This is a genomic window from Halalkalibacter kiskunsagensis, from assembly GCF_037027555.1.
Taxonomy (GTDB): Bacteria; Bacillota; Bacilli; order Bacillales; family Bacillaceae_D; genus Halalkalibacter; species Halalkalibacter kiskunsagensis.
In genome coordinates this window covers 13,051-36,772 of sequence record NZ_JAXBLX010000013.1, presented here as the reverse complement: position 1 = coordinate 36,772, position 23,722 = coordinate 13,051, and the positions used below count along the sequence as shown (strand labels likewise).

Annotated in this window: 23 protein-coding genes; 22 read left to right on the top strand and 1 reads right to left on the bottom strand. The window is 39.0% G+C overall.

The features are described 5' to 3' along the window. The first annotated feature begins 29 nt into the window (after nucleotides 1-29). From SLH51_RS09360 to spoVM, 14 genes are all read left to right on the top strand, one after another. Nucleotides 30-914 (top strand): YicC/YloC family endoribonuclease, encoded by an 885-nt coding sequence (locus tag SLH51_RS09360; protein WP_335960920.1) that lies wholly within the window; start codon nucleotides 30-32, stop codon nucleotides 912-914. 96 nt (nucleotides 915-1,010) lie between these two features. Then, on the top strand, nucleotides 1,011-1,271 hold the full coding sequence (gene remA / locus SLH51_RS09355; RefSeq protein ID WP_034629754.1) for an extracellular matrix/biofilm regulator RemA: 261 nt from the start codon (nucleotides 1,011-1,013) through the stop codon (nucleotides 1,269-1,271). Nucleotides 1,272-1,322: 51 nt separating this feature from the next. Then, entirely contained in the window at nucleotides 1,323-1,937 is a 615-nt protein-coding gene (gene gmk, locus SLH51_RS09350) for a guanylate kinase (RefSeq protein WP_335960919.1), read from the top strand. After that, the gene (rpoZ, locus tag SLH51_RS09345) at nucleotides 1,937-2,158 is read left to right on the top strand and encodes a DNA-directed RNA polymerase subunit omega (RefSeq protein ID WP_335960917.1); all 222 of its coding nucleotides are present in this window, start codon (nucleotides 1,937-1,939) and stop codon (nucleotides 2,156-2,158) included. The genes gmk and rpoZ overlap by 1 nt, the downstream gene beginning before the upstream one ends. A gap of 255 nt (nucleotides 2,159-2,413) precedes the next feature. Next, the gene (coaBC, locus tag SLH51_RS09340; protein WP_335960914.1) at nucleotides 2,414-3,628 is read left to right on the top strand and encodes a bifunctional phosphopantothenoylcysteine decarboxylase/phosphopantothenate--cysteine ligase CoaBC; all 1,215 of its coding nucleotides are present in this window, start codon (nucleotides 2,414-2,416) and stop codon (nucleotides 3,626-3,628) included. Beyond that, nucleotides 3,625-6,018: a primosomal protein N' gene (gene priA, locus SLH51_RS09335; RefSeq protein WP_335961047.1), complete on the top strand. Its 2,394-nt coding sequence runs from the start codon at nucleotides 3,625-3,627 to the stop codon at nucleotides 6,016-6,018. The genes coaBC and priA overlap by 4 nt, the downstream gene beginning before the upstream one ends. 164 nt (nucleotides 6,019-6,182) lie before the next feature. After that, nucleotides 6,183-7,124, top strand: coding sequence for a methionyl-tRNA formyltransferase (gene fmt / locus SLH51_RS09330; RefSeq protein ID WP_335960912.1), 942 nt, complete (start codon nucleotides 6,183-6,185; stop codon nucleotides 7,122-7,124). A 1-nt stretch (nucleotide 7,125) separates the two neighbouring features. Continuing rightward, nucleotides 7,126-8,463: a 16S rRNA (cytosine(967)-C(5))-methyltransferase RsmB gene (gene rsmB, locus SLH51_RS09325; protein ID WP_335960910.1), complete on the top strand. Its 1,338-nt coding sequence runs from the start codon at nucleotides 7,126-7,128 to the stop codon at nucleotides 8,461-8,463. 23 nt (nucleotides 8,464-8,486) lie between these two features. Continuing rightward, nucleotides 8,487-9,575 (top strand): dual-specificity RNA methyltransferase RlmN, encoded by a 1,089-nt coding sequence (rlmN, locus tag SLH51_RS09320; protein WP_335960908.1) that lies wholly within the window; start codon nucleotides 8,487-8,489, stop codon nucleotides 9,573-9,575. Between the two features lie 9 nt (nucleotides 9,576-9,584). Continuing rightward, nucleotides 9,585-10,340: a Stp1/IreP family PP2C-type Ser/Thr phosphatase gene (locus SLH51_RS09315; RefSeq protein ID WP_335960907.1), complete on the top strand. Its 756-nt coding sequence runs from the start codon at nucleotides 9,585-9,587 to the stop codon at nucleotides 10,338-10,340. Then, the gene (gene pknB / locus SLH51_RS09310) at nucleotides 10,337-12,340 is read left to right on the top strand and encodes a Stk1 family PASTA domain-containing Ser/Thr kinase (RefSeq protein WP_335960905.1); all 2,004 of its coding nucleotides are present in this window, start codon (nucleotides 10,337-10,339) and stop codon (nucleotides 12,338-12,340) included. The genes SLH51_RS09315 and pknB overlap by 4 nt, the downstream gene beginning before the upstream one ends. A gap of 70 nt (nucleotides 12,341-12,410) precedes the next feature. Beyond that, nucleotides 12,411-13,298 (top strand): ribosome small subunit-dependent GTPase A, encoded by an 888-nt coding sequence (gene rsgA, locus SLH51_RS09305; protein WP_335960903.1) that lies wholly within the window; start codon nucleotides 12,411-12,413, stop codon nucleotides 13,296-13,298. Then, on the top strand, nucleotides 13,295-13,951 hold the full coding sequence (gene rpe / locus SLH51_RS09300) for a ribulose-phosphate 3-epimerase (protein WP_335960901.1): 657 nt from the start codon (nucleotides 13,295-13,297) through the stop codon (nucleotides 13,949-13,951). The genes rsgA and rpe overlap by 4 nt, the downstream gene beginning before the upstream one ends. A gap of 438 nt (nucleotides 13,952-14,389) precedes the next feature. Beyond that, on the top strand, nucleotides 14,390-14,470 hold the full coding sequence (spoVM, locus tag SLH51_RS09295) for a stage V sporulation protein SpoVM (RefSeq protein ID WP_332690628.1): 81 nt from the start codon (nucleotides 14,390-14,392) through the stop codon (nucleotides 14,468-14,470). Nucleotides 14,471-14,533: 63 nt separating this feature from the next. On the opposite strand, the gene rpmB is transcribed toward spoVM, so the two are convergent. After that, nucleotides 14,534-14,722 carry a 50S ribosomal protein L28 gene (gene rpmB, locus SLH51_RS09290; protein ID WP_250095351.1) on the bottom strand — a complete coding sequence of 63 codons (189 nt, stop codon included), beginning with the start codon at nucleotides 14,720-14,722 and terminating at the stop codon, nucleotides 14,534-14,536. Nucleotides 14,723-14,941: 219 nt separating this feature from the next. Between rpmB and SLH51_RS09285 the strand changes: the two genes are divergently transcribed. The 8 genes from SLH51_RS09285 to fabG all read left to right on the top strand — a co-directional run bounded on the left by SLH51_RS09285 (nucleotide 14,942) and on the right by fabG (nucleotide 23,712). Further along, the gene (locus SLH51_RS09285) at nucleotides 14,942-15,301 is read left to right on the top strand and encodes an Asp23/Gls24 family envelope stress response protein (protein WP_335960897.1); all 360 of its coding nucleotides are present in this window, start codon (nucleotides 14,942-14,944) and stop codon (nucleotides 15,299-15,301) included. Between the two features lie 61 nt (nucleotides 15,302-15,362). After that, nucleotides 15,363-17,018 carry a DAK2 domain-containing protein gene (locus SLH51_RS09280; RefSeq protein ID WP_335961045.1) on the top strand — a complete coding sequence of 552 codons (1,656 nt, stop codon included), beginning with the start codon at nucleotides 15,363-15,365 and terminating at the stop codon, nucleotides 17,016-17,018. A 25-nt stretch (nucleotides 17,019-17,043) separates the two neighbouring features. Continuing rightward, nucleotides 17,044-17,898, top strand: coding sequence for a DegV family protein (locus SLH51_RS09275; RefSeq protein ID WP_335960895.1), 855 nt, complete (start codon nucleotides 17,044-17,046; stop codon nucleotides 17,896-17,898). Between the two features lie 371 nt (nucleotides 17,899-18,269). Further along, on the top strand, nucleotides 18,270-20,318 hold the full coding sequence (recG, locus tag SLH51_RS09270) for an ATP-dependent DNA helicase RecG (RefSeq protein ID WP_335960893.1): 2,049 nt from the start codon (nucleotides 18,270-18,272) through the stop codon (nucleotides 20,316-20,318). Nucleotides 20,319-20,435: 117 nt separating this feature from the next. After that, nucleotides 20,436-21,017 (top strand): transcription factor FapR, encoded by a 582-nt coding sequence (gene fapR / locus SLH51_RS09265; protein WP_335960892.1) that lies wholly within the window; start codon nucleotides 20,436-20,438, stop codon nucleotides 21,015-21,017. Then, nucleotides 21,014-22,009 carry a phosphate acyltransferase PlsX gene (gene plsX / locus SLH51_RS09260; RefSeq protein ID WP_335960890.1) on the top strand — a complete coding sequence of 332 codons (996 nt, stop codon included), beginning with the start codon at nucleotides 21,014-21,016 and terminating at the stop codon, nucleotides 22,007-22,009. Before fapR ends, plsX begins: the two co-directional genes overlap by 4 nt. A 12-nt stretch (nucleotides 22,010-22,021) precedes the next feature. Continuing rightward, nucleotides 22,022-22,972 carry an ACP S-malonyltransferase gene (gene fabD / locus SLH51_RS09255; protein ID WP_335960888.1) on the top strand — a complete coding sequence of 317 codons (951 nt, stop codon included), beginning with the start codon at nucleotides 22,022-22,024 and terminating at the stop codon, nucleotides 22,970-22,972. Further along, nucleotides 22,972-23,712, top strand: a complete 741-nt coding sequence (gene fabG, locus SLH51_RS09250; RefSeq protein ID WP_335960886.1) for a 3-oxoacyl-[acyl-carrier-protein] reductase — start codon at nucleotides 22,972-22,974, stop codon at nucleotides 23,710-23,712. The genes fabD and fabG overlap by 1 nt, the downstream gene beginning before the upstream one ends. Nucleotides 23,713-23,722 lie beyond the last annotated feature (10 nt).

The following is a 23,722-nucleotide window of genomic DNA, read 5'->3' as shown; positions in this document are numbered from 1 at the left end:
CTGTAAAATGAAAGCTGGATGTGATAACAATGAAAAGTATGACAGGGTATGGTTCTACCAAAATTAATGTTGAATGTGGAGAAATTACAATTGAAATAAAAGCTGTAAATTACCGATTTCTTGATAGTCAAATCAAATTGCCATATGAATTAATGGCTATTGAAGATAAGATTCATAAGCAAATTAAGGAGCATGTCTTACGCGGGAAAATTGACATTTCTGTGCATGTAGAAGAGAGAACAAGCAAAAAGCGTGTTCTCACTATAAATGAGCAATTACTGGATCAATATGTGTCAGCTGCAAACATGATCAACGAAAAGTTCAGTCAAGAAATGAAGCTTGAGGTTAGTGCCCTTCTAATGGATACAGCGATTGCTCAAGTTGAAGAAATTAGCAATGTAAATTGGCAAGAGGAAGAAAGGTTAATTTTAAAGGGCATAAGTGAAGCTCTTTCGTCATTTAACAAAATGAGGGAGGAAGAGGGAGCATACTTACAACAAGATATGATGGACTGGTTACATAAATTGCAACAGTGCTGCGATGAAATTGAAACATTAATTCCTTCATTGGTAGATCGTTATCGTGAAAAGCTAGAACAAAGGATTCGAGCTGTTTTAGATGCTGAACTAGAAATGGATGAAACAAGATTGCTTACTGAAATCGCCATTTTCACAGAGAAAATGGATATTCGTGAAGAACTTGTTCGCTTACGTTCTCATTGTAAACAATATACGAAATACATGGATGTAAAAGACGAAGCGATAGGAAGACGTCTTGATTTTCTTGTACAAGAAATGAATCGAGAAGTCAACACAATTGGCTCTAAAGCTCCTGATTCTTCAATAAGACAACATGTTGTGGAAATGAAAGGATACCTAGAAAAATTAAAAGAACAAGTACAAAATGTTGAATAGAAGCTAGAATTCGAACGGATTTTCGTATATAGTTAGATTAGTTTGGATAACAATGTTGAGAGTGGATGCGACTCTCCTGAAGTGGGGGAAAGTAGAATGAACATAAAACTAATAAACATCGGGTTTGGAAATATTGTATCGGCAAATCGAATTATTTCCATCGTAAGTCCAGAGTCAGCACCAATTAAACGGATTATTCAAGATGCAAGAGATCGTAATATGTTAATTGATGCAACATATGGTCGTAGAACTCGTGCTGTTATTATTGCTGATAGTGATCACGTAATATTAAGCGCTGTTCAGCCTGAAACAGTAGCTCAGCGTTTAACAAGTAAAGACGACACAGGTGAAGATTAATAAGAAATATGATAGGATACATAAGTTGAATGTAAGATGTAGGAGGTTTCCATGAAGAAAGAGAAAGGTCTATTACTTGTATTATCAGGTCCCGCTGGCGTTGGAAAAGGGACAGTTTGTGCTGCATTACGCCAAGAGGACACATCCGTTCAATATTCGGTATCTGCAACAACCAGATCTCCTAGAGGCGGAGAGAAGGATGGAGTCAATTATTTTTTTAAAACAAGAGAGCAATTTGAAAAAATGATTGAACAAGATCAGCTATTAGAATGGGCAGAGTATGTTGGGAACTATTATGGAACACCGATTGAGTATGTGAAGAAAACAATTGAAAGTGGTCAAGATATCATCCTAGAAATTGAAGTTCAAGGTGCTTTAAAAGTTAAGGAACGCTTTCCAGAGGGTGTTTTTATTTTCTTAATGCCGCCTAGTTTAGCAGAACTGAGAAGTCGAATTGTTGGACGTGGGACGGAAACAGAAGATATTATAAATAAACGAATGACTGTGGCTCGCGAAGAAATTGAAATGATGAAAAAATATGACTATGTCGTAGAAAACGATCAAGTTCATTTAGCTGTTGAACGAATAAAGTCAATTGTAACAGCAGAACATTGTAAACGTGAACGCCTAATTGAAAAATACAAACAACTTGTGGAGGTCAACTAATGCTATATCCTTCTATTGACTCGCTTTTAACAAAACTAGATTCAAAGTACACGCTTGTGACGGTTTCAGCTAAACGGGCACGTGAGATTAAGGAAGATTTATCACGTGGACCTATGGTGCATCGACCTGTATCTTATAAACCGGTAGGGGTTGCGCTTGAAGAAATAATAGATGATCATTTGCATTTTAAACGAATTACCCCATTAGATGATGAGGAATAAGAGCTAGAGACTGACTCAACACGTAAGTTTTAGACCCCGATAGACACATTGTGTTCGTAGAGATTGTTGCAGGGGTCTTAATCTTTGAGTCAGTCTTTTTTTCTATGAGAAGAATCAAAGGCAACAACGATACTGAGATTAACATGACTCATAAGTAAGATCGAAGCTAAGAAGTGATTAGGCGCTATAGTGGTTACGTTACCTCATGTACATAAACCAAATAAATTTCTTTATAGTTGGGAGTAGGTGGAAAAGATGGTAGAAGGAAAAAATGTGATTCTTGCAGTGAGTGGCGGAATAGCCGCATTTAAATCAGCTGCTCTAGTGAGCAAACTCGTACAGGCAGGAGCGAATGTAAAAGTTATGATGACAGAATCGGCCAAGGAATTTGTTACTCCTCTTACGTTTCAAGCCCTTTCCAGTCAACCTGTATATGACAATACATTTCACGAGCCAGACCCCACGAAAATTGCTCATATTGATATCGCCGATTGGGCTGATGTGATCCTTGTTGCTCCAGCAACAGCCAATGTTCTTGCGAAGCTAGCCAATGGAATTGCAGACGATATGCTCACAACAACAATACTTGCAACAACTGCTCCAATCTATCTTGCTCCAGCAATGAATGTTAATATGTATAACCGTCGATCAGTCCAAAGAAATGTAAAGACATTAAAAGAAGATGGTTACAAAGTGATTGATGGTGAGGAAGGTTATTTAGCATGTGGGTGGACAGGAAAAGGAAGAATGGCCGAACCAGATGATCTTCTTCAAATTTTGCAAAAGCATTTTTCAAGTCAAAGTAGGAATCTTTTAGCGGGGAAAAAAGTGGTAATCACTGCTGGACCAACACAAGAACGTATCGATCCCGTACGCTACTTTACAAATCATTCTTCGGGGAAAATGGGGTATGCAATCGCGCAAGCTGCAAAGGAACAAGGGGCAGAGGTAGTTTTGATTTCTGGTCCGACGACTTTACAAGTACCAGACGGAATAGAAGTGGTACACACAATCTCAGCACAAGATATGTATGAAGCTGTGATAAAGTATTTTGTTCACGCCGATATAGTCATTAAATCAGCAGCGGTAGCTGATTATAGGCCAAAGGATACGTTTTTGCATAAAAGAAAAAAGCAACCTGGCACTTGGTCTGTTGAAATGGAGAGAACCATTGATATTTTAAAAACAATAGGGGAACAAAAAACAACGCAATTACTTGTTGGTTTTGCAGCTGAATCAGAAAATGTAGAAGAGTATGCTTTAAGCAAATTGCACTCGAAAAATCTTGATCTTATCGTAGCGAACAATATATTACAAGAAGGTGCTGGTTTTAAAGGGGAGACCAATATTATTATGACAATTGCCAAAGACGGAAGGAAGAAAGAATATCCTGTTCTATCAAAAATAGAAGCAGCTAAATGTATTATAGAAGACATTATTTCCTATACAAAAAGGCAAGAACATTCATGATTGCAAAAGTGATAGTAGATGTACCTACTTCCAATACGGATCGAGTATTTGATTATGATATACCTAAAGAATGGGAGGAAGTCATTCAACCTGGAGTACGAGTCGTTGTGCCATTTGGGCCACGTAAGATTCAAGGGTTTGTTGTTGACGTTACAAACGATTCAACCTTTCATAAAACAAAACCAATTGATGATTTTTTAGATGTTGTGCCCGTTCTAACTAGTGAGCTACTTTCATTAGGTGAATGGTTAGCTGATCAAACTCTTTGTTTTCAATTATCAGCGTATCAACTAATGATTCCAGCGGCACTACGAACCAAAGTAAAAAAAGAACTATGTTTACTTGCTCATATTGAAACATTGCCTTACTCCATTCGCCCACATTTTCAAGGAGACAAAAGCCCACTCTGGAATGACCTTGTAAAAGATAAAAATGTTAGTCTCAAGGAAATTCAACAAGCAGTGAAAGAAGGAAAACTTGAGGTTCGTTATCAAGTGGAAGAAAAGGGAAAAAAGAAAATGGAGCGTTATGTAAAGGTAAGTGAAAATACTACCTGTGATATTCCGACAAGAGCTGTGAAACAACGTGAGCTCTTAGCTTACTTACAATCACTTGGAAAACCAATAGCTGTACAGGCACTGTTGCAAGAAACTAAAATGACACGGCAAACGATTACGACACTTGTGAAAAAAGGAGTTCTTCAAGAGTTCGATAAAGAGGTATATCGAGATCCTCTTGCTGGAGTAGAATATGAGCGAACCTTACCCTTAGAACTAACAGACCAACAACGAGACGTAATACAACCCATTCTAGATACTCTTGAAACAAAGAGTCATTATACATTTTTGCTTCATGGTGTAACGGGGAGTGGAAAGACTGAGGTATATTTACAATCAATTGACAAGGCACTTGAACAAAAGCGAGAAGCGATTGTTCTCGTCCCTGAAATTTCACTAACCCCGCAAATGGTGCAACGATTTAAAGGACGCTTTGGTTCAAAAGTGGCTGTTCTTCATTCTGGTCTGTCAATGGGAGAGAAATACGATGAGTGGAGAAAAATCTTAAGAAAAGAAGTGCAGGTCGTTGTCGGTGCAAGATCGGCCATTTTTGCTCCTTTTACAAATTTGGGGATTATTATCATTGATGAAGAACATGAGACAAGCTATAAACAAGAAGAAAATCCGAGATATCATGCAAGAGATGTCGCTATATTTCGAGGGAAACATCATCAATGCCCAGTAATATTAGGAAGTGCTACACCTTCCTTAGAGTCATATGCTAGGGCAAGAAAGAATGTGTACAGGCTCCTTCCACTAACAGAGAGAGTACATAATCGTGCAATGCCAGAAGTTCATGTAGTAGATATGCGTGAGGAACTTCGAAGTGGCAATCGCTCAATGTTCTCCTATATATTGCTTGAAAAATTAAAAGATAGAATTGAAAAAGGTGAACAAACGGTTCTTTTTTTAAACCGAAGAGGGTATTCGACATTTGTTATGTGTCGAGACTGCGGATACGTAGCTTCTTGCGAGCATTGTGATATTTCGCTAACCTATCACCGTACTCAGAATTCATTGAAGTGTCATTATTGTGGACACGAAGAAAAAATGCCTACTAAATGTGATTCTTGTGGGAGTGAGCATATTCGTTTTTTTGGTTCAGGAACTCAGAAAGTAGAAGAAGAACTTACGAGGGTTTTACCTGAGGCAAAAGTCATTCGGATGGATATTGATACAACAAGACGGAAGGGGTCACATGAGAGGCTTCTTTCAGCGTTCGGGCGAGGCGAGGCTGATATCTTACTCGGAACACAAATGATTGCAAAAGGATTGGACTTCCCGAAGATTACACTAGTGGGAGTTCTAGCTGCTGATTCAATGCTTCATATTCCTGATTTCAGATCAGCTGAACGTACATTTCAGTTAATGGAACAAGTGAGCGGAAGAGCAGGTCGACATGATCTAAAAGGTGAGGTGATTATCCAATCTTATACGCCGGATCATTATAGCATCGAGCTTGTAAAATCTCATGATTATGAACAGTTTTTTCAAATGGAAATGACCCAACGTAAAGTAGGCTTATATCCGCCATACGTATTCATGGTATTAATTACGATTTCTCATTCTGAATTAACAAATGTCATAACGGTGTCTGAAAAAGTGGTTTCGTTTTTGAGAAGAGAGCTTTTTGAATCGACAACTGTGCTTGGTCCAGTTGCTTCACCACTAGCACGGATAAAAGATAGATATCGATATCAATGCATGATAAAATACAGAAACGAGCCGAGGTTATTAGAAGCATTACGTGAAATCAGACAACACTTTATTCGTGAAATTAATCAAGGGGATTTGCAAATTTCGATAGATTTGCAACCTTATTTATTTACTTAAATAGAGAATGTGTGAGAATGTCGTGATTCTCCTATTGTGCATAGCTTGAAGCTATTGGCATACTAAACCATTCACGATTAGATGCAGATGACAGATGGAGGCTTACTGAGTTAAAAGTGAAAATATATGAATATCGAACGCATGTGTGAAAGGCGGATAAATATATGAAAATTGTTTTTATGGGGACTCCAGACTTTTCTGTTCCTGTTTTAAGAAATTTGGTAACAGCAGGGTATGATGTTGTAGCCGTTGTCACTCAACCTGATCGTCCAGTTGGAAGAAAACGCGTTTTAACACCAACTCCTGTAAAAGTTGAGGCAGAGAAACATCAAATAGACGTGCTTCAACCTAAAAAAATTCGTGAGCAGTCTGAATTAGATAAGGTATTTTCTTATAAACCAGATTTAATTGTAACCGCAGCTTTTGGACAAATATTGCCGAAAGAGCTGCTAGATTATCCGGAGCATGGATGCATTAACGTTCATGCCTCTCTTTTACCAAAGTATCGCGGAGGGGCACCAATTCATAAGGCAATTATTGATGGTGAGAAAGAAACGGGCGTGACGATCATGTACATGGTTGAAAAATTAGATGCAGGTGATATGCTTTCTCATGTAACTGTACCAATTAATGAAGAGGACCATGTAGGAACGATGTTTGATAAATTGAGCGTGGCAGGCGCTCGTTTATTATTGGATACGATTCCTGCGTTAATAAACGGAGATATGAACCCGATAAAGCAAGATGAGTCGAAAGTAACCTTTGCTAAAAATATCTCCCGTGAAATGGAGCTCCTTGATTGGAAGCGATCTGGAGAGGAGTTGTACAACCATATCCGTGGGATGCACCCATGGCCTGTTGCTTACACAATGCTAGAAGGAAAGCCTTTGAAAATTTGGTGGGCAAAGAAAGTAGCATCCACAGAGAAAATGGAGCCAGGCACTATTGAACGTATAGAAAATGATGGGATTGTCGTATCTACAGGCAATCAAGTAGCTATTAAGATAACAGAACTTCAACCTTCAGGTAAAAAGAAGATGGATGTGCAGTCGTTTATTCGCGGTGCAGGTGCCCATCTAACTATTGGAGTAAAGCTAGGAGAATGAGATGAGTAAACCAGTTCGAGAAGTAGCGTTAGACGTTTTGCTTCAAATTGAAAAAAATCAGGCTTACAGCAATTTATTATTAAATCAAACCGTTAAACGGACAAATTTAGACCCTCGTGATGTTGGACTGTTAACAGAAATTGTTTATGGGACCATTCAGCGTAAGAGCACACTTGATTTTTACTTACAATCGTTTGTAAAAAAAGGTGTAGACTCCTTGCAAGATTGGGTAAAGGTTCTATTAAGACTTTCTGTTTATCAGTTCGCTTATTTAGACCGTGTACCTGAACGTGCTGTTGTCCATGAAGCTGTGACAATCGCTAAAAAAAGAGGGCATAAAGGAATTAGTGGGATGGTAAATGGGGTATTACGGTCAATCCTACGCGAGGGCTTACCTTCTATAGACAAGGTAGGTGATGAAACGAAAAAGTTAGCACTTGAAACGAGTTTTCCAGAATGGCTCATACGACGCTGGATTAATCAATATGGGTTAGAAGAAACGAAGTCGATGTGCTTTTCTAGCCTTATTCCCCCATCTGTTACTGTTCGGGTGAATCGAGTCAAAGGTACGGTTGGAGAAGTGTTGAAGCTGTTAAGAGAAGAGGGGCTTGAAGTTAAACAAGGCGAGTTATCACCGGATGCAATTGTCGTGGAAAAAGGAAATATATTTCAGACGAATGTGTATACACAAGGGTATGTGACAGCTCAAGATGAAAGTTCTATGCTAGTTGGACGTGCGCTAGGTGCAACACCGGGAATGCGTGTAGCAGATACATGTGCAGCCCCTGGAGGGAAATCAACTCATATTGCTGAGCAAATGGATGATACAGGTACTGTTTTGTCCTTTGATTTACATGATCATAAAGTGAAGCTCATACATGATCAAGCGAATCGACTTGGGTTAACTTGTATAACAGCAGAAGCGATGGATGCAAGAAAGATACGTGATGAGAAAGTGGAGCCATTTGATCGTGTATTAGTGGATGCTCCTTGTAGTGGATTTGGTGTAATCCGAAGAAAGCCAGATATTAAATGGTCAAAACAGGAACAAGATATTAAAGCAATTCAGAAGATCCAATTAGAAATTTTGCGCTCAGTTGCCCCATTTGTGAAATCAGGTGGCACGCTTATTTATAGTACGTGTACAGTAGATAAAGATGAGAATGAAGAGAATGTCGCCTGTTTCTTAGCTGAGCATCCGGAATTTCAACTAGACAAGACGTTACGAGAGAGACTTCCTGAAAAAGTAGTAGGTCGTTATCAAGAGGGAATGATAACAATACTCCCTCAAGATTTTCAGACAGATGGTTTCTTTATTGCAAGTCTCATTAAACAATAACTGATAGAAAAAGGTGTACAACGATGGAAGAATTAAAGACGACAGTGAAAATCCCAGATACTGGACAACTAAGGTCCATTTATTCTGTACAATTTGATGAATTGCAAGAATGGTTAATAGACCAAGGTGAACCAAAGTTTCGTGCGACTCAAATTTTTGAATGGCTTTATCAAAAGCGGGTGAATGATTTTGAACAAATGTCAAACCTTTCAAAGGATTTACGTGAAAAGTTGTCGAAATCATTCGTGTTAACGACATTAAAAATCGTAACTAAGCAAATGTCTTCTGATGGAACGGTGAAATTTTTATTTGAGCTCCATGATGGATATTCAATCGAAACAGTTGTCATGCGACATGACTATGGAAATAGTGTTTGTGTAACAACTCAAGTTGGCTGTAGACTTGGCTGTACGTTCTGTGCATCTACACTTGGCGGTTTAAAACGGAACCTTGAAGCAGGTGAAATTGTTGCACAAGTTTTAGAGTCGCAACGTGCAATGGATGAAGTTAACGAGCGAGTGAGTTCTGTTGTTGTGATGGGAATAGGAGAGCCATTTGATAACTATGACGAGCTTGTTCCATTCTTAAAAACAGTTAATCATGATAAGGGGCTTAATATTGGAGCGCGTCATATCACTGTATCAACAAGTGGTGTTGTTCCAAAAATTTATAAATTTGCAGATGAAAAAATGCAAATAAATTTTGCTATTTCCTTACACGCCCCGACCACGGAAATCAGAAGCAAGCTCATGCCCGTTAACCGAGCATGGCCATTGCCAAAATTAATGGAGTCAATTCGCTATTACATTGAGAAAACAGGACGAAGAGTAACATTTGAATATGGGTTATTTGGTGGAGTGAATGATCAAGAAGAACATGCAGAACAACTAGCTGATTTAATTAAAGATCTAAAATGTCATGTTAATTTAATTCCAGTAAATTATGTGTTAGAACGTGATTACGTCAGAACTCCGAGGGATCAAATATTTGCGTTTGAAGCAGTATTGAAAAAACGCAAAATCAATGTAACCATTAGAAGAGAACAAGGACATGATATTGACGCAGCGTGTGGACAGCTTCGAGCAAAGGAGCGGAAAGAAGAGACGAGGTGACTTTTTTTGATGGAGTTTACATTTCGAACAGATGTAGGTAAAGTTCGTGCTCATAATGAAGACAGTGGTGGGGTATTTAAGAATGATATAGGAATTTTAGCGGTGGTAGCTGATGGAATGGGGGGGCATCGTGCTGGGGATGTAGCTAGTTCGATGACCACCGATTATTTTCGGAGTGTTTGGGAGAGAACACCAGAAATTTCTTCTGTCGTAGAAGCAGAACAGTGGCTTCTGAGTCATTTCGAATTAATAAATGAACAACTGTATTCTCATGCCGATGAACATGAAGAGTGTCGTGGGATGGGAACAACACTTGTTATAGCACTGTGTACAGAAGAATTTATCACGATTGCTCATGTTGGGGATAGTCGTGCTTATGTGTTTAATGAATTTGGATTTCACTTAAAGACATCCGATCATTCTCTTGTTCAAGAACTAGTTCGTAACGGACAGATTTCTGAAGAAGAAGCAGAACATCATCCGAGGAGAAACGTTCTTTTACGTGCGCTTGGTACAGAACGTGAAATAAAGATTGATGTGACAACTTTACAAGTCGAGGAAGATCAATCGATCTTATTATGTTCAGATGGTTTAACAAATAAGGTAACGAATGATGAACTGAAATTGCATCTTGACGAAAACGATGATTTATCATCCAAAGCAGAAAAGCTAATTACTTTAGCAAATGAGCGCGGTGGCGAAGACAATATAACAGTTGCCTTAATTCATTATTCGAGTACCTTTGATAGGGGACCAAAGCAATGATTGGACAACGGATAAGTGGTCGTTATGAAATCCTTGAAACAATTGGTGGCGGCGGGATGGCAAATGTATATAAAGCGCTCGATGTCATTCTCGACCGCTATGTTGCCGTAAAGGTATTACAACCACAATTTTCAGGTGACGAGCAGTTTATTAAGCGGTTTAGACGTGAAGCTCAATCTGCCACAAGTCTTGCTCATCCGAACATCGTAAACATTTACGATGTTGGTGAAGAAGGTAACACATACTACATAGTAATGGAATTTGTTGAAGGTCAAACATTAAAAGAATTAATACAATCACGTGGACCGATTCCTATAGAAGAGTCGGTTGGTTATATGGAACAGATGCTCGCAGCTCTTGAACATTCTCATGAAAATCATATTATTCATCGAGATATTAAGCCGCATAATATATTAATTGGCAACGATGGTGTTGTGAAGATAACTGATTTTGGGATTGCACGTGCTATTTCAGCTGCTACGATTACACATACGAATTCAGTCATGGGGTCTGTACATTATTTATCTCCTGAACAAGCACGGGGCGGGCATATCACTTATAAATCAGATATTTATTCGCTCGGTATTGTTTTGTATGAAATGGTTACTGGAGTGTTGCCTTTTTCAGGGGATACAGCCGTATCAATTGCGATTAAGCATTTGCAAAGTGAAATTCCATCAGCAAGACTCATAGTCCCAGAGTTACCGCAAAGTATTGAAAATATTATTCGTAAAGCAACAGAGAAAGATCCTCTGAAACGTTATTCAACGATTCAAGAGATGGAAGAGGATGTTACTACAGCTTTAAATCCCGAACGGGTAAATGAAGCCCCTTTTGTTGCACTTGTCGATGATGATGAAGCTACAAAAGCAATACCAATTATTCGTGATGTCGATCCTTCCGACTTAGAAAAGACGGTTGAAGCACCAGCTGTTAAAGAGACTACTATTCCACCTAAAGTACCTGTTCAAAAAATAGAAAAGCAAAAGCCGAAGCAAAAAAAGAAAGCAACGAAATGGCTTACGATTTTAATTGTTATAGCGATTCTAATTTTCGGGGCGCTTGTTACGGCATTTTTCATTTTGCCAACGATCTTTCAAGTAGGTGAAGTTGAGGTTCCAAATGTGATAGAGCTACCATTTGAGGAAGCTGAGGAGGAACTCCGTGCACATAAACTTCATGCCGAACGTGAAGATATCAAAGATGATATAATTGAGAAAAACTATGTTATTAGACAAAGTCAGTCACCTGGGTCAGTCGTAAAAGAAGGATCCACGATAAAGTTATATGTCAGTCTTGGGAAAGAAGAAATTGAATTAGAAAATGTCGTTGGAATGCATATTAATACTGCAGAGTCTCGATTGAAAAGAATGGGATTTCAGGTAGAGAAGGATGAAACAGAAACAGACGAACATTCTCCAGGGTTGGTTTTATCACAAAATCCTGATGAAGGATCAATCGTAATAGTCGATGAAACGACGGTTTATTTAACTTATAGTGTAGAGAAGGAAATTCGCTTACAGGACCTTAAGAATAGATATGAATCATCAGTTCAACAGTATCTGTTGGAAGAAGGGTTAGTAGGGCGCTATGATTATGAATTTTCTAATTCAGTGGATTCTGGAAGAGTGATTAGTCAGTCTCCTTCTCCCTATACAGTGTTAAATAGTGGGGATGAGGTGCGAATCGTTATCTCAAGAGGGAAAGAACCAGAGCCAGAACCAGAACCTGAAGAAGATCCTACGTATCAATGGGAAGTTAGGCAAGTGATTAGTATGTCTGAGCAAGAGGTAGAGGAAGGTAAGACGGTTGAGATCCGTATTGTGTACAGGGACGCAACGACCAATGGAGAAGATCAAGTGTTTGTAGATGAAACAATCAGTGAAACGGCAGAGTATGTTGTACCATTGACCGTGAGCCCTTCACAAAGTGGGTCATTTGATTTATATATTAACGGTCAACTTGAAAAACAAACAAAGCAGTATGAGTATCCGAATTAAATGTCATGCTGACAAGAGGCTTTCATTTGCTTTGGCCTCTTGTCATTTGTATATCCTTAGGAGGTTGTAAATGGCAACAGGAATGATTGTAAAAGCATTAAGTGGTTTTTATTATGTTCAAACTGAAGAAGGTATTATCCAATGTCGAGGGAGAGGGAATTTTCGCTTAAGACAAATTAAACCATTAGTTGGCGATCAAGTAGAATTTGAAGCAGAAAATGTTACAGATGGCTATATCCTCAATGTATTCGAACGGAAAAATGAACTAATTCGTCCGCCGATTGCTAACGTCGATCAAGCACTTCTAGTTTTTTCTGCATTGGAACCAGATTTTAGCCCATTGCTCCTTGATAAATTTCTTGTTCATATCGAAGCCAATGATTTAACGCCAGTTATTATTATTAGCAAAGTTGATTTGTTAGATAGTCGTGCCTTGACAATTATTGAATCATACAAAAAATTGTACGAGGAGATTGGATATACTGTCTTGTTGACATCTACGTTGCAAAGTGATGGGATTGATGAAATTGTTCCATTTCTAAATGAGAAAGTCAGCGTTGTGGCGGGGCAATCCGGAGTAGGGAAATCCTCTCTCCTAAATAGTTTACAGCCAGAATTAAATATTGAAACGAATGAAATTTCGTCCCATCTAGGACGGGGCAAACATACAACCAGACACGTCGAATTGTTACGAATTGGTGGTGGACTAGTAGCTGATACACCGGGGTTCAGTTCACTAGATTTTAGTAATTTAGAAGCTGAAGATTTATCAGCTTGTTTTCCTGAAATGGACGAGCAAGCATCAAACTGTAAGTTTCGGGGATGTACCCATACATCAGAGCCGAAGTGTGCAGTGAAAGCTGCACTCGAGCAAGGAGAGATTAGTGAATCAAGAATGAAGCATTATTTGCAATTTTTAGAAGAAATAAAAAATCAAAAAAAGAGGTATGACAAATGATTAAGATTGCACCTTCCATTTTATCAGCTGATTTTGCTAAATTAGGTGAAGAAATAAAAGATGTGGAATTAGGAGGCGCTGATTATATTCACGTAGATGTTATGGACGGACACTTTGTCCCTAATATTACGATTGGACCGCTTGTTGTAGAAGCGATTCGACCAATTACGGACTTACCTTTGGATGTTCATTTAATGATTGAAAATCCAGATGCCTATATTCCGCAATTTGCAAAAGCGGGAGCGGATATTATATCTGTACATGTAGAAGCGTGTCCTCATTTGCATCGGACCATTCACCTTATTAAAGAACAAGGAGTAAAGCCTGGAATTGTATTAAACCCTGGAACTCCTGTGGATGTAATCGAACCAATTATAGGAGATGTAGATTTAGTCTTATTAATGACAGTTAACCCTGGATTTGGTGGACAGCGCTTTATTGAATCAGTACTAGCAAAGATTGAAAAAGTGGCAAAAATGATTCAAGAACGTGGTTTAAATGTGGAGATTGAAGTTGATGGTGGAGTAAATGCTGAAACTGCCAAAAGGTGTGTAGAAGCTGGGGCCAATGTTTTAGTTGCAGGGTCAGCAATTTACTCGCAAGAAAGCAGAGCAAATGCGATATTAGAAATAAGAGGTTCAAATTCGAATTAAAAAGACAAACAACATGTCAATAGGCATGTTGTTTGTCTTTTTATTAAAGAAAACAATTATGTTGTAATGTTGATTTCTCAAGGTGAACAACGAATTGTCTATTTTGGTACATAGGTATGCGCGAAGATTTTTTATTTGGTCATGAACATTCTTTAACTATAGACATATATTGGGGTATAGGGCATAAGCATAATGATAGAAGACAAGGATAATTTGCTCATGCAAAATAAAAGGGTACGGCATAAATAAAAAATTAGGAATAGTTTGTCGTATCTGCATATATTAGTTTAAAAGGAGCAATTATTTTTATCCTTATCATGATTCTTGTCTGAACAAATGGCTTGATGGATAGGGGCGACTTCGCTTCACGTCCTATGGTCGTGAGTCAAGTTTCTTTAACATTATCCCCGTGGCTATTCACGTTGAGGAGGAGGAGCTATGAAATTCTACACGATCAAGCTACCTAAGTTTTTAGGTGGGTTTGTCAGGGCAGTACTGAACTCATTAAAAAAAGGGTAAAACAAAAAAGCACCGTATTTACGGTGCTTTTTTGTTAACAATGTGAAAGTTTATTTTCGTAACTTACACACGTTCTACTTTACCAGATTTAAGTGCGCGAGTAGAAACGTATACACGTTTTGGTTTACCGTCTACTAAAATACGTACCTTTTGAACGTTTGCACCCCAACGGCGCTTCGTTTTATTTAGTGCGTGAGAGCGCTTGTTTCCTGTGCGAGCTTGTCTTCCTGTAATATAACATTTACGTGCCATGATATGCACCTCCTTATTCCCAATACAGACCTTGAAATCATACTTGAATATAGTAGCATAGCCCTTGGTATAATGCAATAGCTTCCTAAAAACTTTATCAAGTAATCTTGCTTGACACCTGATGAGCGAGCTTCGTTTCGAATACGCTTTTAAATTAAGGTATTGTATAGTAAAATGACGTTAATGAATCAAGTCTGTTTTCGAGAGGGAGGAATAAGAATGTCAATTGAAATGAAAACGCAACTAGGTGTTGTAGATGTTTCAAAGGATGTTGTTGCAACAATTGCTGGTGGAGCAGCTATTGACTGTTATGGAATCGTTGGAATGGCTTCTCAAAAGCAACTGAAAGATGGCCTTACAGATTTACTAGGAAAAGAGAATTTCCGTCGTGGTGTCGTCATTCGTGAAGACGAAGAAGAAATTCATATTGATATGTACATCATTGTTAGCTATGGCACTAAAATCTCTGAAGTGGCTTACAACGTACAAACAAAAGTGAAATATCAACTAGAACAAATGTTGGGCCTTGATGTTGATTCTGTGAACATCTTTGTTCAAGGAGTCCGCGTCACACCGTAAGCGCTTAGTAAGGAGGAAAAAGTTCGTGGCAAAACAAATTGAAGGTAAAAAGCTCGCTTACATGTTTATTGAGGGAGCTACCAATTTATCGAGGCACGTAAAAGTGGTCGATGCGTTAAATGTGTTTCCAGTACCAGATGGTGATACAGGAACAAATATGAATTTATCTATTACATCAGGTGTCAAAGAAGTAAAACAAAACATTCAAGATGATTCAAGTAAAGTTGCAGCTTCTTTTGCAAAAGGATTATTAATGGGGGCTAGAGGGAATTCTGGAGTTATCCTCTCCCAATTATTTAGAGGGTTCTCGAAACAAGTGGAAGGAAAAAAGCAAATCACGGCTAGTGATTTAGCGCAAGCCTTTGAGAATGGTGTTGAAACAGCTTATAAAGCTGTAATGAAGCCAGTAGAAGGTACAATACTTACAGTTGCGAAAGATGCAGCGAAACACGCATTAACAACAGCGAAGAAACATGATGATGTAGTCTATGTTATGGAAGAAACCTTAAAAGAAGCGAAAGCCTCGTTAAAACGTACACCTGACCTACTTCCGATTTTAAAAGAAGTGGGTGTTGTTGACTCTGGTGGACAAGGGCTCGTCTACATTTATGAAGGATTTCTAGCGGTGTTAAAAGGCGAAAAACTTTCAGATAATCCGACTTCAGAAGAACTCTCAATGGATAATCTTGTGAAGATTGAACATCACAATGCGCAAAGTCATATGGCAACTGAGGATATCGAGTTTGGCTTTTGTACAGAAGTGATGGTTCGGATTGATGAGGAAAAAACAAAAATACACCCGTTTGTAGAAGCGGAATTCAAGAAAGAATTAAGTGAAATTGGGGACTCTTTACTTGTTGTTTCAGATGACGATTTAATAAAAGTACATATTCATGCTGAGCAACCAGGAGAAGTATTAACAAAAGCTCAAAGGTATGGTGAGCTCATTAATATAAAAATTGAGAACATGCGTGAACAACATACACATCTTCTTGATGAAACAAAAGAAGCATATGGTCAAGAATCACCTGTTTGGCCTGATCCAAAGAAAAAGGAAAAGAGTGAATTTGGCATTGTAACGGTCGCAATGGGGGCAGGAATTGCTAAAATCTTTAAAGGTTTAGGAGCTGGTGTCATCATTGAGGGTGGACAAACGATGAACCCGAGTACAGAAGATATCGTTAATGCAATTGAAGAAGTTCATGCGGAAAAGGTAATTATTTTGCCTAATAATGGAAATATCATAATGGCTGCCGAACAAGCTGCCAAAGTCGTAGGGGAAAAAGCAGTCGTTGTTCCATCGAAGACAGTTCCACAAGGGTTAGCTGCGTTATTGTCATTTAACCCAACGCAAGGGTTAGAAGTGAATGCCGGAATGATGAAAGATGCATTAACGACGGTTAAATCAGGTCAAGTGACATTTGCAGTCCGTGATACAAATATTGACGGGATAGATATTAAGAAAAATGATTTTATGGGGATTTCCGAGAAAAAAATTGTTAGTTCAGGGGCGGATGTTCTCGAAGTTACAAAAGATCTCCTTACAAAAATGTTGGATAATGAAAGTGAAATTGTTACACTTTTACAAGGTGAGGATGCATCCGATGATCAAACCGAGCTACTTGTTTCGTTCTTGGAACAGCATCACCCAGATGTAGAAGTCGATGTACACTCAGGGAACCAGCCACTTTACTCGTATATTGTCTCTGTTGAGTAAAGTGATTTAAAGGAGGGGTGCAAAAGTGCCCAATATAAAAATTGTAACGGATAGTACGGCTGACATTCCCGCTGATTTGGTAAGTGATTTAGGCATTACAGTAGTTCCATTAAATGTTATTTTTTCAGATAACGAATCGTATGAAGATGGAGTGACACTTGTAGCAGACCAATTTTACAAAAAAGTACAAGAATTAAATATCATTCCCTCAACTTCACAACCAACACCGTATCAGTTTGAGGAAGTGTACCGTTCTTTGTTGCATGATAACGAAAGTAAGGTCATTTCTATTCACTTATCTTCTAAAATGAGTGGGACGTATCAAGCTGCTTCGATTGCTAAACAATCAATGGATGAGGATGACTCTATCCATGTCGTTGACTCTAAACGAGCATCGTATGCCATTGGGATTATTGTTGTAGAAATAGCGAAATTAGCAAAAGAGGGTCATTCTTTAGAACAATGTAAGGAAAGATTAAATGAATTGTTGCAAGATACGAATGTATTTTTTATGGTAGACACGCTAGAATATCTTCAGAAAAATGGTCGTATTGGGAAAGCTTCTGCAGTCCTTGGATCTATGTTGAAAATTAAACCGATTTTGTCTTTAACAAAAGAGGGGGAAGTATATCCTTTTGAAAAGGTTCGAGGACAAAAGAAGGCGATAAACCGGATTATTGAAATTCTAAAAGAAAAGTATGGATCAAATCCTGTTCATGTTGGGATTTCCCATGCTGTTAATGAACCATTAGCCGAGGAAATAATCACTAGGTTTAAAGAAGAGTTTAATGTTCAAAGTGATGTCGTTACATCCATAGGTGCTGTCATTGGGGCGCATGTAGGGCCGGGCACGGTTTCAATAGCTATGACAAAAGCTTGATATATTGATAATATTGAGGGTGACTCAAGTGAAGCAGTCTGACCTCTAGTGTACAATAGACAAGAAAAAGGATTGTGCTTTTACTTGTTACTAAATTGTTTGCGCTAGTTGTGGGCTAATTCTAGAGAGTCGCCCTTATTTTTTTTAAAAAGATAATGTGTATAAATGCGAGTGATAATTGACATTAAGGCTAGCTATTGCTAAAGAAGAAAGCATTCAAGTGAATTTTTATGAAGAAGTAATTAATGCGATGTATAAGATTGGGCAAACAATGTCTAATCAATAAGACAAACGGCACAAGGAGGGTTATAAGCGACACTAAAGGGCTGAGAGTTAGACGTGAGAATCTTTGGAGTGTCGCTTAATAAAAAATGAATGATGCAATGAAAAGACCAGTGATAGATGTTAATGGGATAGGGGACGAAACAGCGAAGTTATTACAAGGATTACGAATCTTTACAGTGGGGGATTTGCTTGAACACTTTCCATTTCGATATGAAGATTATCAATTAAAAGATTTACATGATGTTAAGCATGAGGAACGTGTGACGGTTGTCGGTAAGGTTCAAAGTGAAGTTTCAGTTCGTTATTTTGGGAAAAAGAAAAATCGCCTATCCTTTCGATTGTTGGTTAATCAGATCCTTGTTACAGTTACTTTCTTCAATCGAGCTTTTTTAAAAAATCAAGTGACGGTTGGGGCTGAATTGACAATCACTGGAAAGTGGGACCAGCACCGGATGACGATTACTGGAAGTGAGTTAAAAAAAGGTCGCGAAGAGAGAGGGCAAACGATAGCTCCAATTTATTCTGTGGCTGGTAAATTGACAACGAAAGCGATCCGTAAATATGTTTATCAAGCAATGAACCAGTTTGGTTCGTACATCCCAGACTTGCTACCGCCTGACTTATTACAATCGTACAAATTACCAACAAAAAAAGAGGCTTTGTCTAGGTTGCATTTTCCACCAAATGCCGAGTCATTGAAACATGCTAGAAGGCGCATGGTTTATGAGGAGTTTCTGTTGTTTCAGTTGAAAATGCAAGCTTTTAGAAAAGCGAATCGAGATCGAACGAATGGACGAGCTCTAGCTGTTCCTGAAAAAGAAATAGAAGCATTTATCAGACAACTTCCATTTCCATTGACCGGGGCTCAAAAGCGAGTAGTTGATGAAATTATCAAAGATATTCAATCAAGTTATCGAATGAATCGCTTATTGCAAGGGGATGTAGGGTCAGGTAAAACGGTTGTGGCTGCCATTTGTATGTACGCGGTGATTTGTGCTGGTTATCAGACTGCCTTAATGGTCCCTACAGAAATACTTGCTGAACAACATGTCCAGTCATTAAAAGGACTTTTAGAACCACTTGGAGTAACGGTTGAATTATTAGCTGGCTCCGTAAAAGGAAAGAAACGAGCAGAACGACTTTCTATGCTAGAGAGTGGAGAGTTATCACTTGTTGTTGGTACGCATGCTTTAATTCAGGATGATGTTCATTTTCGTAAACTCGGGTTGGTGATTACGGATGAGCAACATCGTTTCGGGGTAGAACAGCGAAGAGTATTACGTGATAAAGGAGAAAATCCCGACGTTCTTTTTATGACGGCAACTCCGATTCCGCGAACGTTAGCTATTTCAGTATTTGGAGATATGGATGTTTCAATCATCGATGAAATGCCAGCAGGGAGAAAGTCAATTGAAACATATTGGGCTAAACCTGACATGCTTGAACGTGTGCTTGATTTTATTGAAAAAGAAATTCATGCAGGTAGACAAGCCTATGTTATTTGTCCGTTAATCGAAGAGTCAGAAAAACTTGACGTCCAAAATGCCATTGATGTTCATATGATTTTAAAACAGCACTATAAAGAGAAGTGGGAAGTTGGCTTAATGCACGGACGGCTTCACCCTTCAGAAAAAGAAGCGGTTATGGAGGCGTTTAGTAAGAATGAGACGCAAATCCTAGTATCAACGACGGTTGTTGAGGTTGGAGTGAATGTGCCTAATGCAACGATTATGGTTATTTATGATGCCGAGAGATTCGGATTAGCTCAACTGCACCAATTAAGAGGTCGAGTTGGACGAGGGGAGGCTCAGTCTTACTGTGTTTTATTAGCTGATCCAAAATCTGAAGTAGGAAAAGAGCGTATGAAAATTATGACGGAAACAAACGACGGTTTTGTTCTATCCGAACGTGATTTAGAGTTGAGAGGTCCTGGAGATTTTTTTGGTGCAAAGCAAAGTGGTCTTCCTGATTTTAAAATCGCAGATGTGGTCCATGATTACAGGGCATTAGAAGTTGCGAGGCAAGATGCTGTAAAGTTAATTTATACAGACGGGTTTTGGACAGATCCGAGTTACGAAGGTTTGCGAACATACATTGAAGATCAGGGAGTTTTGAATGGCGAAAAAATTGATTGACTATTGAAATCGTAGATAAGCAATTATATACTACTCTTAGTACCTAGTCATATAACTTAAGGTGAGTCCAACTAAAAACGTAAATATAGTACTTTAGTAAAGTGGGCGGTGCAAGACATGAGGCGAAAAAAAAAGGAGCGACAGGAACTCTTAAAAGAGGCGTTAGAAGAGAATCCCTTTATGACGGATGAAGATCTTGCAGAGCGTTTTTCTGTCAGTATTCAAACAATTCGTCTTGATCGATTAGAACTCGCAATACCTGAACTACGTGAACGTATAAAAGGTGTCGCAAAAAAACAACTTGACGATGTGAAGGCACTATCTCCTGAAGAAGTTATAGGAGAAATCGTTGACCTTCAGCTTGACGAACGTGCTATATCTATTTTAGATGTACGAGAAGAGCATGTTTTTGCGCGTAGTGGAATTGCTCGAGGCCACCATCTATTTGCTCAAGCCAACTCGTTAGCTGTCGCTATTATTAATGATGAGATGGCGTTAACTGCTAAAGCGACGATCCATTTCAAAAGGCAAGTCCAAGCTGGAGAAAGAGTGATCGCGAAAGCTCGAGTTGTTGGAATTGAAAAAGACCGTACAACAGTAGATGTTACAAGCTATGTTGAACAAGAGTTGGTTTTTTTGGGCGAATTCGTTATGTATCGAACAAATGAAAGAGAGACGAAAAGGAGAGAACTTGAATGAACATTTCGATTGATGCCATGGGAGGCGATCAAGCACCGAAAGCGCAGGTCGAAGCTGCTCAAAATGCGATTCAATCGTTTCCGAAAGTGAACATAACCCTTGTTGGGAACGAGAGTGAGATTCGTAAACACATAACGAATGAAAAGCAAATAACGATTTTACATACAACGGAAAAGATAGATGATACAGATCAACCAACAACAGCCGTCCGGAGAAAAAAAGATTCCTCTATGGTTCTAGCTGTACGTGAAGTGAAGGAAGGACGGGCTGATGCATGTATATCTGCCGGGAATACAGGAGCGTTAATGACGGCAGGTTTATTATATGTTGGTCGTATAAAAGGGATTGATCGTCCTGCCTTGTCTCCGATGTTACCAACTCTAGATGGAAAAGGTTTTTTGTTATTAGATGTAGGAGCGAACATGGATGCTAAGCCTGAACATCTTCAACAATACGCGATTATTGGGAAAACCTATATGGAAATGGTTCGGAATATAGAAAGTCCTCGTGTTGGACTATTAAATGTTGGTACTGAGGCAGGAAAAGGAAATGAACTAACAAAAGCTACATTTCCGCTTCTTCAATCGAGTGACATAAACTTCATCGGAAACGTGGAAGCTCGTGATTTATTGTCGGGTGTTGCTGACGTTGTCGTTTGTGATGGTTTTTCAGGGAACATTGTCTTAAAATCTACTGAAGGAACAGCAGGAACTTTGTTTACTTTGTTGAAGAAAGAATTAACTAGTTCTATCGTCAAAAAAATCGCAGCGGGTGTTCTGAAATCAGGATTTAAAGAAATAAAGAATACGATGAGTTATTCAGAGTATGGTGGTGCAGGGCTTTATGGACTTAAGGCGCCTGTTATAAAAGCGCATGGATCTTCTGATGCTACAGCAATATTTCATGCGATTCGCCAAGCGAAGGAAATGGTTGAGCAACAAGTTGTCACAATCATTAAAAATGAAGTAGCCAAAGTAGTAGAAAGAGAGTAGAGGAGGATGTTTATGGGAAAGATTGCATTTTTATTTCCGGGACAAGGGTCACAATCAGTTGGAATGGGCCGAGAATTAATTGAGCAGGAACAAGCTTGCAAGGTGATTTTTAACCGTGCGGATGCAAAGTTAGAGTATGACCTATCTAAAATCATGCTTGAAGGTCCAGAGGACACATTGCGACGTACAGAACATACTCAACCAGCATTAGTGACGATGAGTACAGCTGTATTACAGCTGTTGGAACAAGAAGGGATTAAACCTGACTATGTAGCTGGTCATAGTTTAGGGGAATATAGTGCGCTTGTTGCAGCAGGAGCGATGTCTTTTGAGGATGCGGTATATGCTGTGAGAAATCGCGGTTTATTTATGGAGGAAGCTGTGCCATTTGGTGAAGGGGCGATGGCGGCGGTTCTTGGCTTAGATAGACAAACACTTGATGAAGTTTGTTCACAAATTAAACTTAATTCTAGTGAAACAGCAGAACTAGCTAACTTAAATTGTCCAGGGCAAATTGTTATTTCTGGTTCCGCTAAAGGTGTGGAGTTAGCTAGTGTGAAAGCAAAAGAAGCTGGTGCAAAAAGGGTCATCCCGTTGCAAGTTAGTGGACCATTTCACTCAAGTTTAATGAAGCCTGCAGCTGAGAAATTAAAAAATGTTCTTGAGCAAATCTCCATTGAAGATGCATCGGTCCCTGTTGTTGCAAATGTGTCAGCAAGAGGTGTTCAAGAATCTACTCAAATTCGCGCAAATCTTATAGAACAAGTGTATTCACCTGTTCTATGGGAAGATACGATTCGCGATCTGCTGCATAACGGTGTAGATGTATTTGTAGAAGTTGGCTCAGGGAATGTCCTAACTGGTCTTGTCCGAAAAGTAGAAAGAAAAGCAAAAGCCGTTGCAGTAAGCGATCGAGAAGGCGTGTTGAAAGTAAAAGAATTACTAGAAGGGGTGAGCGAATAATGTTACAAGGGAAAACAGCCATTGTCACTGGAGCATCTCGTGGAATTGGACGTGCAACAGCGATCGAGCTTGGACGTAATGGAGCAAATGTGGTAGTGAATTATGCAGGTAGTCAGGAACGTGCTGAACAAGTTGTTGCAGAAATTAAGGCTCTAGGTGTTGACTCACTTGCTATACAAGCGGATGTTGCAAATAGCGAACAAGTACAGGCCATGGTAAAAGAGACCATAGATACGTTTGGGAGTATCGACATTCTTGTAAATAATGCTGGTATTACAAAAGACAATTTAATTATGAGAATGAAAGAGGACGAGTGGGATGCTGTTATTAATACAAATTTAAAAGGCGTCTTCAATTGCGGGAAGGCGGTGACTCGTCAAATGATGAAACAACGGTATGGTAGAATTATTAATATTGCTTCTGTTGTTGGAGTGTTAGGAAATGCAGGGCAAGCTAATTACGTTGCTGCTAAAGCTGGTGTGATTGGACTGACCAAAACAATGGCACGGGAGCTTGCAAACCGTAACATTCATGTGAACGCCGTTGCACCTGGATTCATTGAAACTGATATGACGGATGAGCTTGGTGAGGACATGAAAGCTCAATTACTAGGGCAAATCCCGCTTGCAACATTAGGTAAGCCAGAGCAAATAGCGAACGTCGTCCGTTTCTTAGCAAGTGCTGATGCTGATTATATGACAGGACAAACTCTCCATGTAGATGGTGGAATGGTAATGTAATGAGTTAGAA